Source organism: Cytobacillus sp. FSL W8-0315 (genome assembly GCF_038002905.1).
GTDB classification, from domain to species: Bacteria; Bacillota; Bacilli; order Bacillales; family Cytobacillaceae; genus Cytobacillus; species Cytobacillus pseudoceanisediminis.
Map to the genome: position 1 here is coordinate 4,612,914 of NZ_JBBOOC010000001.1, position 15,299 is coordinate 4,628,212.

The following is a 15,299-nucleotide window of genomic DNA, read 5'->3' on the forward strand; positions in this document are numbered from 1 at the left end:
GTCCTTATTGTGCCAAAAATTAAATTGATTACCAAAACTAATGCTCAAGCAATGTGCCAATCGGTTTACCAGACATTGCTCAAAGCTGTCCTAAAGGTTACTTGTTTAGTTTGGAAGCAGAGTACTCATGAATAAAAGCAGTTAATTTCTTTAATGTGTCCGGATTAACCTCCGGGAAAACACCATGCCCAAGATTAAATATATAACCAGGCTGGGCCATTCCCTGATCGAGAATAGCTTTTGCTTTTTCCTCTATAACCTCCCATGGTGCAAGGAGAATAGCCGGATCAAGATTGCCCTGGACTGTTTTGGTGATGCCTTTTGCCCTTGCTTCCTGAATCGGAAGTCTCCAATCCAGCCCAACTACATCAAGCGGCAGATCATGCCACTCCAATGCCAGGTGGCTTGCGCCTACACCGAACATGATCAGCGGAACATTCTCTTCTTTTAAGGCAGAGAAAATACGATTCATTACAGGCTTAATAAAATAGCGGTAATCCTCCACATTTAAGGCGCCAACCCATGAATCGAAAATCTGGATAGCTTTCGCACCTGCTTTGACCTGGGATTTCACATATGTAATAGTCATTTCCCCAAGTTTATCCATTAAAGCAAACCAGGCTTTAGGTTCTGCATACATGAATGCTTTCGTTTTGTTGTAATTCTTAGATGGTCCGCCTTCAATCATATAGCTGGCAATAGTAAATGGAGCCCCTGCAAAACCGATTAGAGGCACAGTCAACTGCTCTTGAGTAAGAAGCTTAATAGTCTCCAGGACATATGGAACGTCCTCTTCCGGATTGATTTCCCCAAGCTTTTCTACATCCGCTATGGAACGGATAGGATTTGAAATAACAGGGCCGATTCCTGATTTAATTTCCACATCAACCCCCAGGGCAGGAAGAGGTGACATAATATCTTTATAAAGAATGGCAGCATCATTGTTATATTGCTCTACTGGCAGCCTAGTAACATAGGCACAAAGCTCAGGCTGGTGTGTAATTTCAAATAGGGAGTATTTTTCTTTTATCGCTCTATATTCCGGCTGCGAACGGCCAGCCTGGCGCATATACCAAACAGGAACATAATCTGTCTGTTCCCCCCTCGCTGCCTTCAGAAATGTATCGTTAAATGAGTTCGTCATTAAATTTTATCCACCTTTCAAGACTTGTCTGCGTATTATTGTAATATATATATACCAAAATTAGAAATCGCCAGTATCTATCCTTTATGACTATATCCTTTTTTCTCTGTTTTTGTATAGATTTGAAGGACAAATGTCAAAAAATTGACGTTTTTAACTATCTAAATAAGGGAAAATTAAAGATTGTAAGGATATTAGCTCATAAAATTTTTCAATTAATGAATGAAATGTTTAACAGCATGATATTTTCACTGAAATGACTTTCAAAAAACACTATAAACTTTTCCAATTGGAGTGAGAAAAAATGAAGATATATATGGCAAGAGGAACTTACGATTTTTTGAAAAAAATTGAAAAAAAGCACTCCAATGAAAACATGGTTGCAATGCAGAATACTGAGAGTGCCTTATTAATCCATGAAACAGCAGGAGCCTCCATCTTTAAAGAACCTCGTTCCTATGAAGTAATTGATTCTTCCGGTACATTCAATGATGCAGGATTTGCAGTTCTGAATAATATACCTGTTACAGATGAAGGCAGGCCGCTTTTTGAGCACCGGTTTAAAAACAGGGCAGGACTTATTGAAAATGAACCGGGATTTACGGCCATCCGGGTTCTGCGGCCACTTGAATCAAACACATATATCATTCTAACACTATGGAAGGATGAAAAATCCTTTAAGAACTGGCAGAATTCCAAAGCATATGAAAAAGCACATGAAAAACGCGGGACGGAAAGCGGCATCGATAAGACACCGAATATATTCTCCAGCCCTTCATATGTGACCCAATATTATATCCCTGAAGAAGAGAAATAAGAAAAGCGGAAGCGCCTTGCCCACCCCCGACAAGCACAAGACGAGCCTTCCGGAAAGGCGTCCTTTGCCTTTTTGGGAGGATTGGCTTGTGACCTCGAGGGGGTAGGCGCTGGAGCTAGACAATTATCTAACTTAAGAATTCATACATTCTTTTAATTTAATAAAGGATGAGCTGCAGCAGCTCATCCTTCTCTATGCCTGTCTTTTAATTATGCCATTTCGATTGGCATAAACTGCTGCCTGAGTACGGTCAGTCACACCCAGTTTACTGAGGATATTGCTTACGTGTGTTTTGACTGTTTTGATGCCAATGAACAATTCCTCACTGATTTCCTGGTTTGTCATCCCTTCCCCAATGCAGAGCAGAACATCAAACTCCCTTTCAGTTAAATCATCGTGAGGCTTTTTTTCTTTTTCTCTAAAACGGCTTACCATTTTCCCCGCAACCTTTGATTCAATAACGGACTCTCCTTGTGCAGCTTTCTTAATTGCATTCACAACCTCGGCAGCATTTGCTGTTTTAAGCATATAGCTGAACGCACCCGCTTCAATTGCCGGGAAAACTTGTTCATCATCGTAATAGCTGGTTATGATTATAATTTTGCACCCAGGATAGCTTTTTAAAATCTCCCTTGTGGCTTCAATTCCGTTCCCATTTTCCATCAGCAGATCCATCAGAACGATTTCCGGCCGTTCATTGAGTACAAGCTTTACAGCTTCATTTCCGCTTTCTGCTTCCCCAATTACCTTTATTCCAGCTTCCGTTGCCAAATAAGATATAATGCCTTTTCTTACCATTTCATGATCATCCACTACAGCAACACTGATCATTTCAGCCTCTCCCCTTTTGCCGGAATTTTAATATCTATATAGGTTCCTTCATTTTTCTTAGAACGTATTTTGAATATTCCTCCAACTTCTTCACAGCGTTCCCTCATTGTCTTCAGCCCATAGGAGGTGATCCTCTCTTTATGAGGATTAAAGCCTTTTCCATTATCAGCAATAAAAAGATAAATGTAATCTTCTTCTTCCGTTAAGGTTATTTTTATATTCCCTGCATCAGCATGGCGGAGTACATTGGATAGGGCTTCCTGCACAATCCGAAACAAATGCTCTTCCGCTGCTTTTGAAAGATTTTCAATCTCATCAATGCTTGCATTAAAATCGATGTTTGTCTTTGCCTTTAACTCCTGTATCAGCTTAATAATTCCATCGCATAGCCTGTCATCACTCAGCTGCACGGGTCTCAAATGGAGAAGAAGCGCCCTCATTTCCCCCTGCGCTTTAGCAGCGATTTGAGAGATTTCATTTAACTGCTCTCTTGCTTTGTCGCTATCTAAATCGAAAACTCTTAGGGCAGCTGAAGACATCATACTCAAAGCGAAAAGCTGCTGGCTCACTACATCATGCAGATCCCTTGCCAGGCGCTGTCTCTCTTCCATCACAGCAGCTGAATGGGCTGTTTGTGCCAGGATAGACTTTTCATCAGCTAGCCGCTGCATGGAAAAAACCTGCTCCTGGATATTTTCCGCCAGCTGATTCAGTTCATCTGAAATTAACCCTATCTCATCTTTTTCATAGGATTCCATCCGATCAGCATACTTGCCGCTCCTTAATGTTGAAACAAATAATAAAATATCACCGAGCCTGCCTTTAATTAAGTAGCTGCCCTTAAGTCCAAAGTAGGCTCCTGTAAGAAGTAAAATGGTTAAAGCATACAAAAAAAGCGAGAAGGTGCTCTTTATCGTCATTGGCGATTCAGGATTATAAAATAGATACACCTGTAATCCGACAAAAAAGATTAATGAACTTATAATGGCCATCATAATAAAACTCTGTACAAACCAATACCTGATCCCGGTTTTTCTCATCATATACCCCTATACTTTATCGATCCGGATGGATCCAATTTTTACTTGTACAGCGATTCTCAGCTTTCTTGATGCTTCATCGTAACCGGGCGACTTATATTGAAGACTGCGGTTAATGTCACCTGTCTTTTGATCAAAAATGCGAATGTCCCCTATATTAATATTTGACTGGATCATCACGGGAATGTTTTCAGGTATGATCATTTTTACATCCCCAATCCACCCTCTTACAATGACAGATGTCTCTTTCTCCGGGATGAAGGCCTTGCTGAAATCAATAAAATAATCACCGATCATTGTATATAAATCCATTGGCTCCAGAGACCAATTTGGCTGTTTAAAATCCACATCGCCAATCGAAAAACCTCTTATATTTTTAAGCGGCTGCGGGCTTTCGTATTTTGATATATTAATAACCTTCTTCTCCGCTGCACCCTTGTTTTTTTCATATATATCCGCTGGGAAATCCTGTTCAAAATGAATCTTCAAACGATCTCGTTTCAATAAAATATTAATGCCGAAAAAAATAAGGAACAGGGGCCAAAGTTTCCATATTTCCATAAACCTAAATTCAGTTACTTCAAAACGATCAAGGATTAATAGAAAAGAAAATACTATTAGAAATAACCCGGGAAACATTCCGCTCCGGCTTTTCTTCAACATGTATGACAGCAGGTAATGGAGTCCTGCAGCCAATAAAATAAAGGGGTAAATTACGACAAATACCTCTTTTATTTCCAAGGAAATGACACCTATGTTCATAAGGAGAAGCAAAACTCCAACTGCTGATAAAGTTACCGCGAAGATGATCTGATTAACTGACCTGTATCTCATAGGCGTTCCCTTCCTTCTTTTCTCCTATTCTTGTATTCGCTAAAATAGAAACCTTTTCCTTCAATATATTCATTTTATCACTCAGCTGTTTTACCGAAACATTCCGCAGAGTGGTTCAGCCTCCGCCTCCGGACGGATGCAATTCATATCACCATTTATTTCTTCCCATCATATTCTGTACTACATTCCAAATCGGGTGATTCGCCTAAATCGGCGCTTCTCTATGGAATTATGAAAGGGGGAAAATAGATGGGAGTTGAACTTACAGCCATCCATTGGATTTATGTTCTTTTTATTCTGTTAATTATTGGTTTCATGATTATGCGGAGAGATACAACCCTTGTCTGTATTGCAGGCATCTTTTTAATTGCCATAACGGCTACCGGCTCCTTAAGCAGTTCAGTCAGCAGTATTTTTACCAGTTTTATTTTTGCCATTACAGAACTCCTTTCCACCATACTGGTCATTTCGATAATTGTCGCCATGAGCCGGACACTGACCATAACTGGAATCAATGATGTCATGATCTCTCCTTTTACCAAATTAATCAGGACACCAGCGCTCGCCTATTGGACTATTGGGATTTTGATGATGGTCATCTCATGGTTTTTTTGGCCATCTCCTGCAGTTGCATTAATGGGAGCAGTACTTCTCCCAGTAGCCATCCGGGTTGGATTGCCTGCTTTGGGCGTGGCAAACGCCTACAAAAGAGAGTTATTGAAAGCAGATTTTTAAGGGGCCACAAATTAAGACACTCTTCGGTCAACACACTTTTTGCATTTGCAACATTCTAAATATGCTAATATGAACTTAAAAATGTTTTATTTTGTAGGTTTAGGAGGAGAATAATAAATGAACGAATCAAAAAGTCAGCAAATCATTCACTGCCCTCAATGCGGGGAAAATAAAGTGAAGGGTACAGCTTCTGCATTTAAAAGTATATTAGCATTAGGAATTTTCACTTGTGTAACGATCATCGGACTACCTATCGGAATTATTTTAATCATTTCTGCCTTTGTAATGAAACACTCTAAAAAGAGACTCACTTTTCATTGCCAGGAATGCAAACATGAATTTAAAGTGAACACCAATACATATGATGATTATTTAAAGGCAATTGGTCAATGAAAGTAGTAATCCAAACAATCCTGAATGTGGAAGGTAACCGCGGATTTAGAAACGGTGAATTTTTTGTACAAGATAGTGAATTTAAGAAAGACCCCGATTTTGCAGTGGCTGTTGTGGCATATGAGTGGATCCAGCAGCAGAAATGTGAAAACGGTCAAAGGAATACTATTATAGAGAAAGTGGCCTGGAATGAGGAAAACGATATAACGCAGATAGTCAGAGAGATTGAGCCGGTTTTACCGGAAGATGATTTGCCATTTTAAGCCCTTCAGTATGAAGGTCTTTTTATTATTCACAAATTCGACACAAGGACTTTTCTCCTATCAGCTGAATTAATTAGCTAAAGGGAGGGATATAGTTGAAGACTAAGAATAATATTAATCCGCATTGTCATGTCTGTATGGAAGAATTTAAGATGGGCGTAGATGTAGTAATGGATGGAACCTTCAAGGGGATTATACATGCAGCTTGTAACTATCTGCCGCCAGGTGAGATTGAAGATCGAGGAAAATTTGAGGATGTTGTCATGAGGAACCAAAGGTGGTTTAACCAATTTAATCATGTTATAATGCACTGAAATTAAAGCCCCTCTCGAGTGAGAAGGGCTTTTATTTTTATACTTCTTTTGCTATTTCACTTCTATTAGGAGCAAGTGGCGGTTGTTCTAACCATTTATTTTGTACCATAATATTAAACCATTTCTTTGTTACTATAAGGTTTTTTAGAATTGTACTTTCATAAGCGGTCACAAGGTCTGTTCGCATGGCTGATGCTAAACCTGCCCCATGATAGTTTTGAGCAGCTTGAAACAAGAAACCAATATGATACAACATTAACTTATCGGAGAAAGGAGAGTCCGTTGATGTTGTCACTTCTGTTTCCCAAGATTTTGGAACGGGTAAGTTATCCGCTTGCATGATTTTTGAAAATGATTTTATTTGACCATCAGATGTTTTCTCTGTATCGGTTAAAAACTTTCTTACCTCTTTTGTTTGAGCGACTTGACTGAATGCAATAGAAAGGGTTTTAGCCATTATGCTTTTTTTAAGGTTAAAAGATATACTTATGATTTCTGTCGCTGCTAATTTTCTACCCTTTCCGAAAAATCCATCTGTGAAATCTTGACTGGAAACAAATTCAGGGTTTTTAGCAGGATAAAATAAAGGATCTCTCTGGAAATTTCCTTTTTCAAGCAATAACTCAATTGTTTGGTGATACATCTTTTTTGCATCGTTATTGCAGGAATCGTAAAAATCCCTTAAGTCTTTTCTAACAGAAACAGCTAATGCAGTGCTGTGTCCTAGCAAGCCATGTAACGTCATGATATGTAAATAATTCAAGCAAAATATATCCGTGAACAATCTCTGTTTACCTTTGAAGAGGTCAGAATCATTAAATCCAATTGGAACGGGAAACCCTTCACTCTGTATAAAGGATACGATTTGTTGCTTTTGTTTTCCGAATGTCTTAATAGCATCCTCAAAAATGGCTTTAATTTGCTCGTCATCAATAATTGAAACCATATATCTATTAACAACATCTGTCATTGTACCGTTCACATATTCTCCCCATAGTGTACCTATCTCGGAAGATGTGAGCTTTAATTTATTATTTTCCATATTATCACCTCTTGAATATCATTTACCAATTCAGTAGGTGTTATAAATATTGAAAAAGTTAATGGGAGGATATAGATGAGGTAAAAATATTATTAAAGCCCCTCTCCATCGAGAAGGGCTTTTTATGTATTTTTTTATAATTCGGGAACACAATAATACAAAATGTTTCCGAGGTGAGTAAATGGATAAACTCTTTGGTTGGTTAAGAAAAGACACTGACAGTAATTCAGAGCAATTAGAGACCACACCAGAAGAAGAATATGACTTTGATTTTTATGATGTAATACATAATTTCGAAAGAAATGCCCCTCTTAAGTGAGAAGGGCTTCTTATGCTTATTTTACTCGAAGTACCTGTCCAACATATATCGTGTAATTGTCATCAAGGTTATTCCAATCTTTAATTTGCTGCACAGTGCTTCCATAAGTTCTGCTTAAAGAGTAAACAGTATCACCAGATACAACAGTGTGGTAAACAGCTGAGTTCTTTTTAGGAAGATTGAAGCTCTTCACAATTCCATTCACATGGCCGCGGGCAAGATTTTCAATAAAGGTACTTGATTTTAATTTAGCTGCATCATTATCATTGTCGATAAATCCATTTTCAGTTAACAACGCAGGCATATTTGATTCCCGAAGGACATGGAAGTTTGCCTGCTTTTTACCACGGTCATTAAAATCAACCAGCTTTATTACTTCAGCATGTATGTTATTTTGATATGTGGTGGTAGGTGCCCCAATACCTGGATAAACATAATCTTCATATCCAGTTCCCCCACCAGCATTAATGTGGACGGATAGATAGAAATCAGTTCCCCATGCATTGGCAGCATTCGTGCGCTCAGATAAGGATACAGTTTGATCTCCAGTCCGGCTCATCCGGATTAAAACATTATCATATTCAAGGGTCAGAATATCTTTAATACGTGTGGCAATTTGAAGTGTTAAATTCTTTTCTTGTAGTCCGTTTCCAATTGCACCTGGATCTGTTCCGCCGTGTCCTGGGTCAATAAATACTTTTACCATGTTTAATCACCTCTAATATTATTTTTATTCCCGTTTATATTTAACTGCTTGTACTCCTGTCCTTCATTCCTACATGACAATCACCCCTTTCAAGACATAAGAAAAGCCACCCCTGAAGGGCAGCTTATTTTGGCCATTGATATCGTTTAGCTTGTTGACTATCCTCGATACCCCTTGTTGTTGGATCATTTAAGGCATTCCAAACACTTACCACAATCAAAAACAAAACATAAGGATTTGAAATTGCACCAGTTAACAAATTAAAAACAGAACCCCAAGTAGTGAGGTCCTGTGCCGTCAAACCAAAATATCCGAGTATTGGAGCAAAGAATGCGAGAAATAGCTGTGAGAGAAACACAGGATTTTTAAATCGTATTTTCCAATTAATCATTTTAATTTCCTCCTTATGCTTTAAATACCTCAAATACAATTGCTATACTACCACCCACAATGGCGACAATTGTAGCTGTAATTAGAGCAGTAGTAATAGTACGCTTAAGCCACTTGGTATCCTCTTTTATCTCCTTTAAATCACCCTGGATATTCTGAATGGACTGATCTTGCAGCAATGTCTTATCCTGCAATCGGCGAATATCACCTTTCATATCCTCTATATCTTTTCTAACTGACTCTTGCCAAATATCCAATGTGCCCGCCTCCTGTGTCACCCACAATCCCCCCTTGAAGGCAAAATAAAAAGCCCTATTAGGCTTCTTTCTTTTCTTCTATTATTTTTATTAGCGCATCTTGCTGAGCAAGCAATACAGCATTCTCTCTCTCAAGTTTTGCAATTCTTGATGTTAATGTGTCGACAATTAAATCCATGTCAATTGGCAGCTGGTTTGGATCCACTCATTTCACCTCCTTCATTAAGTCTCGCCTCTAGTTCGGCAATTTTTGTTTCTAACTCATTAACCCTTTCCTGCAGGTTCTCCGGTTTAGACTCCTCCGGATTAGGACGTTTCACTACGGGATTCAACTTTACCATCATCAATCACCTCGATTACTCTAGGCTCGATGTAAACGAAATCTCCACTGTATGAGCCATCAGGCATCGTTTTCACAGTAATTAGCCGATGGAATAGCTTGCCGTCCTGGTCGTAGAATGCGAGGGTGTCCCCGCCCAGGTACGTCACTAATAGCCGGTAGTCATAGCCCTCACCGTCTTCAACGATGTACAAGTCGTGAAGGACTGGCATTGTGCTATCGTAGTACAAGTCAAACTCAACCGCCGGAAGGGCGAAGGAATCGAGTGTTCCCTCTCCTACCTTAACGGCTTCATTCGTATAATCAAGTTCAAAACCGGTCATAAAACGGCGGTTCTGAATAGTAATACGTTCAATCATTTAAACGCCTCCAGTCGGTTTAAGGTTCGAAGACAATCATTACGCGGCACTTGATTGAGTACGCAGTGGTCGACGCAACGACGCGTGTCAAGTACACCCGGAATCCGGACATCGACTGATTATATACAGCAGGCGTGAATCGGTATGAGTTGTTATCGTACATCGTTACTTGGACGTGGAAAATGTTTTCCGCGCCACTAAAGTTGTAATCGAAATAGGACAGGTTCTCACCAGAGGCTATGTTGACAGTAAGCTCGTCGATGTAAATAACGCTGTTTGCGTTCTGCACACCGTGGATGGACTCTATGTCACTGTCGATTTGGACACCCGCTGCCCAATAGTACTGATTGTTATCTGCACGAAGTAATGGCCTAGGTAAGTACGACTTATCCGTATAGAAAGCAGAGTAGGTCGTGCCGTCTGTGTCAGTATCTAACCGCATCATCTGTTTATCCGCGCCATTTCCGGTACCTCGGTACTGCCATACTTCGAATCCGAAGCGTTTGTTGGAAGCACTCGGGGTACTGTTATCTCGACCAGTGACAATCGATACACCCGACCAATACGTAGGGTTAGAGGTACCCCCGCCTGTTGTGTAGTTATTAATGGCGATAGACGGGATAAGACCGTCCGTATTGCCGTCCTTAGTAGCCCTCATTATTAAGCGACCGCGGTCGACGCCTGCGATATTTGTACCGTATATCTCCGTTCTCTCAAGGTCCTTACTTGCCCTGTACCAAGACCTTGATGTTGTGCCGTCGCTTTCCATGAATCCTAACCTCAACTCGTCGCGGAAACTGTGGATACCAAGACTTAGTGTTCCGTTGCCGGTGTCACGCTCGTCTCGGATGATCCCCACGCCAGCTCCGTTCACCTGGTCGTCGAAAATCCAGAAACCTAGCTTATTAATCGCAGCTATCTTGTTTCCGTTTCGGAATGCTTCTATCTCCCCGTTGTTAATGATAACTTTACTTCCGAGCCCATCATCAGTTTCAAGCCTTACACCTGTTAATTCACCGGCTGTAACCTTGCCAAGATTAGCGACAATCGCGGATAAATTCGATACGTCGATGTGATTCGCTTTGATGACGTTAGCTTCGATTTGCGTTGTGCTATCAACGATATTTGGACCTTGCGGACCCGTTGGTCCCGTAGGTCCTTGGGGGCCTTTAGCTGCCGCTGGACTAAAGTAGAGGTCGTAAATGTGAGGACTCATAGAACTAACCGTGCCGAACGAACTGTCTACCGATAGAGTGCGTCCCGAAGAGGTAGCGACTGTCCTCACTAGGTTTCCGTTATGGTAATACCGAACTTCCGTGTTATCGTAGACAACCGAAAACACATCTCCCACCGCAAACGGTGTAGCTGTCCCTCTTGAGGTTCCACTCTCATAGAAACTGAATGTCCCCGCACTTCTTAGGTAGAATGCGAAATCTAGGCTAGTGTAGCTGGCATCCGTCGCCGGGTCAGAGTTGAGGCCAATCATAATGTTATTTGAATTGACTCCAGCCTTAAACGTTAGAAAAGCTCCTCCAGTGTAACTCTCAGTTGAATACGCCTGCGAGTCCCATGTAGAACTTCCCGTTAATTTTGACAGCCTTCCCTGAGAATCAACTGTTACAGTACCTGTTGTGTTCCAACTTAAAACGAATCCAGGGAGTCCTTGTGGCCCCTGTGGACCTTGAGCCCCGGTATCCCCTTTGTCCCCTTTCATCAGCACCCAATTGTAATCAGCTGGGTTAGTCGAATCTGCTGCAGTGTAATCGGTGTAAGTACCGATATACGTTTTTCCTACTGAAGAGGTAGTACTGAAACCTGCTGTCCCTGTTGAATTAGTGGCCCAAGCTGTATGGAAGTATGGAGTCCTCCCATCAGCCCCAGCAGGACCAGGCAAACCTTGTTCCCCATCAGCTCCCTTTATCAGAGTCCAGGCATATTTAGTCGGATCTGTCGAATCAGAAGCAATATGATCTACATAGATACCAATATACAATTTATTAGTGGAATCACTTACTGAAAATCCCGTTTGGCCATCTGCACTATTTGCATAGGCAACATGAGTGTAAGAAGAAAGACCATCAGCTCCCTTTGGTCCCTGAATACCTTGGTCTCCCTTGGGACCTTGCAGCCCTTGTAGACCTTGAGGGCCTGGATCTCCCTTTTCTCCTTTAACTAACTGCCAAGTATATTTTGATGGTTCACTAGAGTCAGCTGCAGAAAAATCAGTATAGGTTCCAATATACGTTCTGCCAGTTGCATCTGTCGTACTAAACCCTGATGTACCAGTAGCATTGTTAGCCCAGGCGGTATGAAAATAGGGGGTTTTACCATCTGCCCCCTTAGGGCCGGGAAGTCCTTGTGCACCGTCGGCTCCCTTCATAAGTGTCCAATTATACATACCGGGATCAGTAGAATCATCAGGGATGTTATCAACATAAATCCCAATGTATTCCTTGTTAGTTGAATCAGAAACCGAGAATCCGACCGTTCCGTCACTGCTGTTGGCGTAAGCGATGTGGGTATAAGATGATACTCCGTCTTCACCTGGTGGCCCTTGAATTCCCTTGTCTCCTTGTGGACCTTGTAGCCCCTGTAATCCTTGTGGACCCTGTTCCCCTTTAGGACCTTGAGGGCCTTGTGGTCCAGCCGGGCCTTGCTCGCCGTCCTGTCCATCATATAAATCAACAATGGTAAATTGACCTGTTTGAATCACTTCTCCCTGGAAACCTATGTCCACAAAAAATGTTGCTTTTGTGTCCACATCTGCAGACGCAACTGTGATAGACTTTCCTGCGCGCGCAAAAGCCATATCCCGTACACCAGATTTGTCATGTTTCGTCCAGCTGTATGAATATAGATTTCCGCCTTGGTCTACCTCTGTGCCGGTTAGAAAAACACGAGACGTTAATGTCGTAGTACCGGCTCCATTCTTAAAGACATCACCTGCAGTAGATTCGACATTAACCACAAGTAACCTCGCCAGCCTGCGCTGTATCTCCAGCTGCATGGAACTCCATAGAGCGTGAATATCTTCCTCACTATATTCAATGAAATCACCCAGGACAAACTTCTTCTTCGATGGATCACTAATTGATCGTTCCTGGCTATGCACTCGGGCATCAAGGTAAATCGGAGGCTCAAATTTTGAATCCTTAACGCGAATGGAATCACCAAAACGAACTTTTTTGTTCTTAAGGCCAGGTACATTCTCAAGATCAGCTGCTTCTGCCCTGTACTCTATGATGGCGTTAATACGCTTCTCAAGTTCATTCTCTGTTAACGTTGTCAACAGCTCCTCAGTCATTTCTTGATTATTCGACTGAGGCTCATAAGTTTCTATGATGTGTGACCGCTGACCCGTAGAAGGATCCACACGTCCCCACCGTTGCCATGCATCAGAATCGGAAACGGTTACTTCTAATCGAGTTCCATCCTCACGCTCAGGTCCAATACCTACAAGGGCTGTGATGATACTGTCCGTGTCCTCGATGCGTTCAATGCCAATTAAATCATGGCCGAACTCGACTTCACGCCCCCGCCATTCACCTATTCTCTTCACCATGTCAACATACAATTCGATTAGAACGGACTTCAATACGGAACTGCAGTTCCAAGTTAAATTCAGCCGAAATTATCTGTAAAAGCGAGTAAGGATCTGTATGTTTTTCAATATCAATCGTTCGTGTTCCTAATCCTTCAAGCCTGCCTGCCCGCCATTCAGTACCTCCGACTGCTAGCGATACAAGCGTAGATAGTGATTGTGACGAACGCTTACCAGGAGAAATTACTTTTGCTTTCCGGAGTTCTAAATACGATGCATTTGACTTGATATCTACGAATTGACCACCTTGTCCACTACGATATTTTCTGTCATTGATAATAATAAACTCTAGATATCTGCCATCTTCATCGGGGATGACTATTCGGTTTCTTTTGCCTAAATGAGTAGAGAACAGCTCGTCTCCAAAAGTAATGAAGTCATATGTTTCTGTCGTATCCTTTAACGATTTGCGATGGACGTCATTCCAAAACTCTCCTATATCAATGACGGACAGAATTTTATCTGTTAAACCGTCCACTACATGAATCATTTGAACCTCTCCTTAAAGGTGACAGACGCATTAAATGCCCCTTGAGGTAATAACGTTAAAAGGTTTTTACCTTTATTGAGCACAAAGTATCGAGCCCCAAACGCTTTAAGATCTGTGCGATCGATTCCGTTTATTAAAATGTCTCTGGTTTCATGGTTGAATGTGATTACATCCCCCGGGTAGGCAATGTATGGCGTTTGATCAATTGCAACCTGTGATAAACTGTATGCACGAATATAGTCGATGCGATTTGTATGCGGAGATGGAGTGGTTCCATGTTTTTCGATAAATATCCCAACATATTTCAGTTGACCTCGATGTGCGTCGTTAACTGTCGTCCACGTTTGGGTTAACTGATTCACATGTGTACCGTCCCCCAGAACACGTGCCACATAAAATTGGAAGGTGTCACCCGTCCTTCTTAGCCTTAAGTAGACCGGGAAGTTCTCCCACTCGTACCGGTAATTACGAGAACTGACAGCATAATTAATGAAGTCCCCAACGTAAGGACCTACACGTCCTTCTGCTGATTTGCGATGCATCGAAGTAATAATGTCAACAGCGTTCATCATCGCGATGTTCCGTAACTGATCATCAAATAACGAGAATCCTACACGACCTGTTTCCGGAATACCTGACAATAACTGACCTCGCAACTCGACTTCGAAGTCTGCAGTTAAAGGTACCTCTTTGTAAACATAAGGGCCATGATATGAGGAACCGGTGCCGTAGGAAGGTGCAGTAATCCCGGCTCCATCGTAGCCTATCGTTCCTTCTGTTGCTCCCATTCCAGGAACCACTGGCTGCCAAGTGCCGATTGTTGATCCGTCCTCGAAAAGTAATGATGTACGAGTATCGACCGGAGTGGCTGTAACCTCTGTCGGTTCGCCTATTAACATATATTCCTCTACACCTTTTTGAACCATTGCAAAAGTGATTTTCTGCAACACTTCCAGGTTTATTATCGGGGGAGTCTCCGCAGAACCACTGTTTGTGATAATACCGTCCTCAGGAAAGGGATCTGTTTTTTCTTCGCCGTATTTGTATGGATCTGGACAGACAAAAGTAATGATCCCTTGCCCGATATGAAGGGCATCTTCTATATCAAAAGAACCGTCTACCACAGCATAATAAGTTCGGTTCGGTCTTTTATCAAATATCAAAGGAGCAGGCTTTTCAGTAAGCAACCACTCTGCAAGTTCCTCTTCCAAATCACTGAGTTCAGCATCATTTATCCCTTGGAAAAATACTGGCTGTTGAATAACCCTGACTAAGGTGTCAGTACTCTCCAAATGGGCACCTGGCATCCCGGGTATGGTTAGTAAATTCCTTGAGACAGGGGCAAATACTGATTCCTTTCTGCCTTCGTCCTCACAAAAAAGGAACGATTTTCTGGTCCCGTTAAAAGAAAAAGAAAAAGCCAA

18 protein-coding genes and 1 pseudogene are annotated in these 15,299 nt (G+C 41.5%); 6 read left to right on the forward strand and 13 right to left on the reverse strand.

From position 1 onward, the window contains the following. Nucleotides 1-97: 97 nt before the first annotated feature. Entirely contained in the window at nt 98-1,144 is a 1,047-nt protein-coding gene (gene hemE, locus MKY20_RS23595; RefSeq protein WP_019381432.1) for a uroporphyrinogen decarboxylase, read from the reverse strand. A gap of 304 nt (nt 1,145-1,448) precedes the next feature. Between hemE and MKY20_RS23600 the strand changes: the two genes are divergently transcribed. After that, entirely contained in the window at nt 1,449-1,961 is a 513-nt protein-coding gene (locus MKY20_RS23600) for an antibiotic biosynthesis monooxygenase family protein (RefSeq protein WP_341003182.1), read from the forward strand. A 192-nt stretch (nt 1,962-2,153) separates the two neighbouring features. On the opposite strand, the gene MKY20_RS23605 is transcribed toward MKY20_RS23600, so the two are convergent. The 3 genes from MKY20_RS23605 to liaF are packed head-to-tail and all read right to left on the reverse strand — an operon-like array spanning nt 2,154 to nt 4,666. After that, nucleotides 2,154-2,792, reverse strand: coding sequence for a response regulator (locus MKY20_RS23605; protein WP_009331415.1), 639 nt, complete (start codon nt 2,790-2,792; stop codon nt 2,154-2,156). Further along, complete coding sequence (locus MKY20_RS23610; RefSeq protein WP_009331416.1) at nt 2,789-3,835, reverse strand: sensor histidine kinase; 1,047 nt, start codon at nt 3,833-3,835, stop codon at nt 2,789-2,791. Before MKY20_RS23610 ends, MKY20_RS23605 begins: the two co-directional genes overlap by 4 nt. 6 nt (nt 3,836-3,841) lie before the next feature. Next, the gene (gene liaF, locus MKY20_RS23615) at nt 3,842-4,666 is read right to left on the reverse strand and encodes a cell wall-active antibiotics response protein LiaF (protein WP_251174433.1); all 825 of its coding nucleotides are present in this window, start codon (nt 4,664-4,666) and stop codon (nt 3,842-3,844) included. Between the two features lie 249 nt (nt 4,667-4,915). On the opposite strand from liaF, the pseudogene MKY20_RS23620 reads away from it, so the two are divergent. From MKY20_RS23620 to MKY20_RS23635, 4 genes and pseudogenes are all read left to right on the forward strand, one after another. Then, a pseudogene (locus tag MKY20_RS23620) lies at nt 4,916-5,368 on the forward strand (hypothetical protein); the annotation flags it as partial. A gap of 150 nt (nt 5,369-5,518) precedes the next feature. Next, complete coding sequence (locus tag MKY20_RS23625; protein ID WP_341003186.1) at nt 5,519-5,794, forward strand: hypothetical protein; 276 nt, start codon at nt 5,519-5,521, stop codon at nt 5,792-5,794. Next, complete coding sequence (locus MKY20_RS23630) at nt 5,791-6,057, forward strand: hypothetical protein (RefSeq protein ID WP_341003187.1); 267 nt, start codon at nt 5,791-5,793, stop codon at nt 6,055-6,057. The genes MKY20_RS23625 and MKY20_RS23630 overlap by 4 nt, the downstream gene beginning before the upstream one ends. 95 nt (nt 6,058-6,152) lie before the next feature. Continuing rightward, complete coding sequence (locus MKY20_RS23635) at nt 6,153-6,371, forward strand: hypothetical protein (RefSeq protein WP_341003189.1); 219 nt, start codon at nt 6,153-6,155, stop codon at nt 6,369-6,371. A 37-nt stretch (nt 6,372-6,408) separates the two neighbouring features. On the opposite strand, the gene MKY20_RS23640 is transcribed toward MKY20_RS23635, so the two are convergent. Further along, a complete protein-coding gene (locus tag MKY20_RS23640) occupies nt 6,409-7,413 on the reverse strand; it encodes a DUF3231 family protein (RefSeq protein WP_341003191.1) in 1,005 nt (334 codons plus the stop codon). Between the two features lie 181 nt (nt 7,414-7,594). Here MKY20_RS23640 and MKY20_RS23645 point away from each other — a divergent pair, with 181 nt between their 5' ends. Beyond that, nucleotides 7,595-7,732, forward strand: a complete 138-nt coding sequence (locus MKY20_RS23645; RefSeq protein ID WP_341003192.1) for a hypothetical protein — start codon at nt 7,595-7,597, stop codon at nt 7,730-7,732. A gap of 16 nt (nt 7,733-7,748) precedes the next feature. Here MKY20_RS23645 and MKY20_RS23650 read toward each other — a convergent pair whose 3' ends face one another. From MKY20_RS23650 to MKY20_RS23685, 8 genes are all read right to left on the reverse strand, one after another. Beyond that, nucleotides 7,749-8,438, reverse strand: coding sequence for an N-acetylmuramoyl-L-alanine amidase family protein (locus MKY20_RS23650; protein ID WP_341003194.1), 690 nt, complete (start codon nt 8,436-8,438; stop codon nt 7,749-7,751). A gap of 124 nt (nt 8,439-8,562) precedes the next feature. Then, on the reverse strand, nt 8,563-8,829 hold the full coding sequence (locus MKY20_RS23655) for a phage holin (RefSeq protein WP_284521290.1): 267 nt from the start codon (nt 8,827-8,829) through the stop codon (nt 8,563-8,565). Between the two features lie 13 nt (nt 8,830-8,842). Continuing rightward, nucleotides 8,843-9,106, reverse strand: a complete 264-nt coding sequence (locus MKY20_RS23660) for a hemolysin XhlA family protein (RefSeq protein WP_252246294.1) — start codon at nt 9,104-9,106, stop codon at nt 8,843-8,845. 37 nt (nt 9,107-9,143) lie between these two features. Beyond that, nucleotides 9,144-9,290, reverse strand: coding sequence for a hypothetical protein (locus MKY20_RS23665; RefSeq protein WP_252245775.1), 147 nt, complete (start codon nt 9,288-9,290; stop codon nt 9,144-9,146). A gap of 101 nt (nt 9,291-9,391) precedes the next feature. Then, nucleotides 9,392-9,784 carry a hypothetical protein gene (locus MKY20_RS23670; protein ID WP_341003199.1) on the reverse strand — a complete coding sequence of 131 codons (393 nt, stop codon included), beginning with the start codon at nt 9,782-9,784 and terminating at the stop codon, nt 9,392-9,394. 19 nt (nt 9,785-9,803) lie between these two features. Then, a complete protein-coding gene (locus tag MKY20_RS23675) occupies nt 9,804-13,379 on the reverse strand; it encodes a phage tail spike protein (RefSeq protein WP_341003201.1) in 3,576 nt (1,191 codons plus the stop codon). Next, nucleotides 13,348-13,875: a hypothetical protein gene (locus MKY20_RS23680; RefSeq protein WP_341003202.1), complete on the reverse strand. Its 528-nt coding sequence runs from the start codon at nt 13,873-13,875 to the stop codon at nt 13,348-13,350. Before MKY20_RS23680 ends, MKY20_RS23675 begins: the two co-directional genes overlap by 32 nt. Further along, nucleotides 13,872-15,299, reverse strand: coding sequence for a distal tail protein Dit (locus MKY20_RS23685; RefSeq protein ID WP_341003204.1), 1,428 nt, complete (start codon nt 15,297-15,299; stop codon nt 13,872-13,874). Before MKY20_RS23685 ends, MKY20_RS23680 begins: the two co-directional genes overlap by 4 nt.

What these genes read in the sequence shown, in the direction of transcription:
- hemE (WP_019381432.1), bottom strand. Translation starts at nt 1,144, where the DNA reads ATGACGAACTCATTTAACGATACATTTCTGAAGGCAGCGAGGGGGGAA.
- MKY20_RS23600 (WP_341003182.1), top strand. Translation starts at nt 1,449, where the DNA reads ATGAAGATATATATGGCAAGAGGAACTTACGATTTTTTGAAAAAAATT.
- MKY20_RS23605 (WP_009331415.1), bottom strand. Translation starts at nt 2,792, where the DNA reads ATGATCAGTGTTGCTGTAGTGGATGATCATGAAATGGTAAGAAAAGGC.
- MKY20_RS23610 (WP_009331416.1), bottom strand. Translation starts at nt 3,835, where the DNA reads ATGATGAGAAAAACCGGGATCAGGTATTGGTTTGTACAGAGTTTTATT.
- liaF (WP_251174433.1), bottom strand. Translation starts at nt 4,666, where the DNA reads ATGAGATACAGGTCAGTTAATCAGATCATCTTCGCGGTAACTTTATCA.
- MKY20_RS23625 (WP_341003186.1), top strand. Translation starts at nt 5,519, where the DNA reads ATGAACGAATCAAAAAGTCAGCAAATCATTCACTGCCCTCAATGCGGG.
- MKY20_RS23630 (WP_341003187.1), top strand. Translation starts at nt 5,791, where the DNA reads ATGAAAGTAGTAATCCAAACAATCCTGAATGTGGAAGGTAACCGCGGA.
- MKY20_RS23640 (WP_341003191.1), bottom strand. Translation starts at nt 7,413, where the DNA reads ATGGAAAATAATAAATTAAAGCTCACATCTTCCGAGATAGGTACACTA.
- MKY20_RS23645 (WP_341003192.1), top strand. Translation starts at nt 7,595, where the DNA reads ATGGATAAACTCTTTGGTTGGTTAAGAAAAGACACTGACAGTAATTCA.
- MKY20_RS23650 (WP_341003194.1), bottom strand. Translation starts at nt 8,438, where the DNA reads ATGGTAAAAGTATTTATTGACCCAGGACACGGCGGAACAGATCCAGGT.
- MKY20_RS23655 (WP_284521290.1), bottom strand. Translation starts at nt 8,829, where the DNA reads ATGATTAATTGGAAAATACGATTTAAAAATCCTGTGTTTCTCTCACAG.
- MKY20_RS23670 (WP_341003199.1), bottom strand. Translation starts at nt 9,784, where the DNA reads ATGATTGAACGTATTACTATTCAGAACCGCCGTTTTATGACCGGTTTT.
- MKY20_RS23680 (WP_341003202.1), bottom strand. Translation starts at nt 13,875, where the DNA reads ATGATTCATGTAGTGGACGGTTTAACAGATAAAATTCTGTCCGTCATT.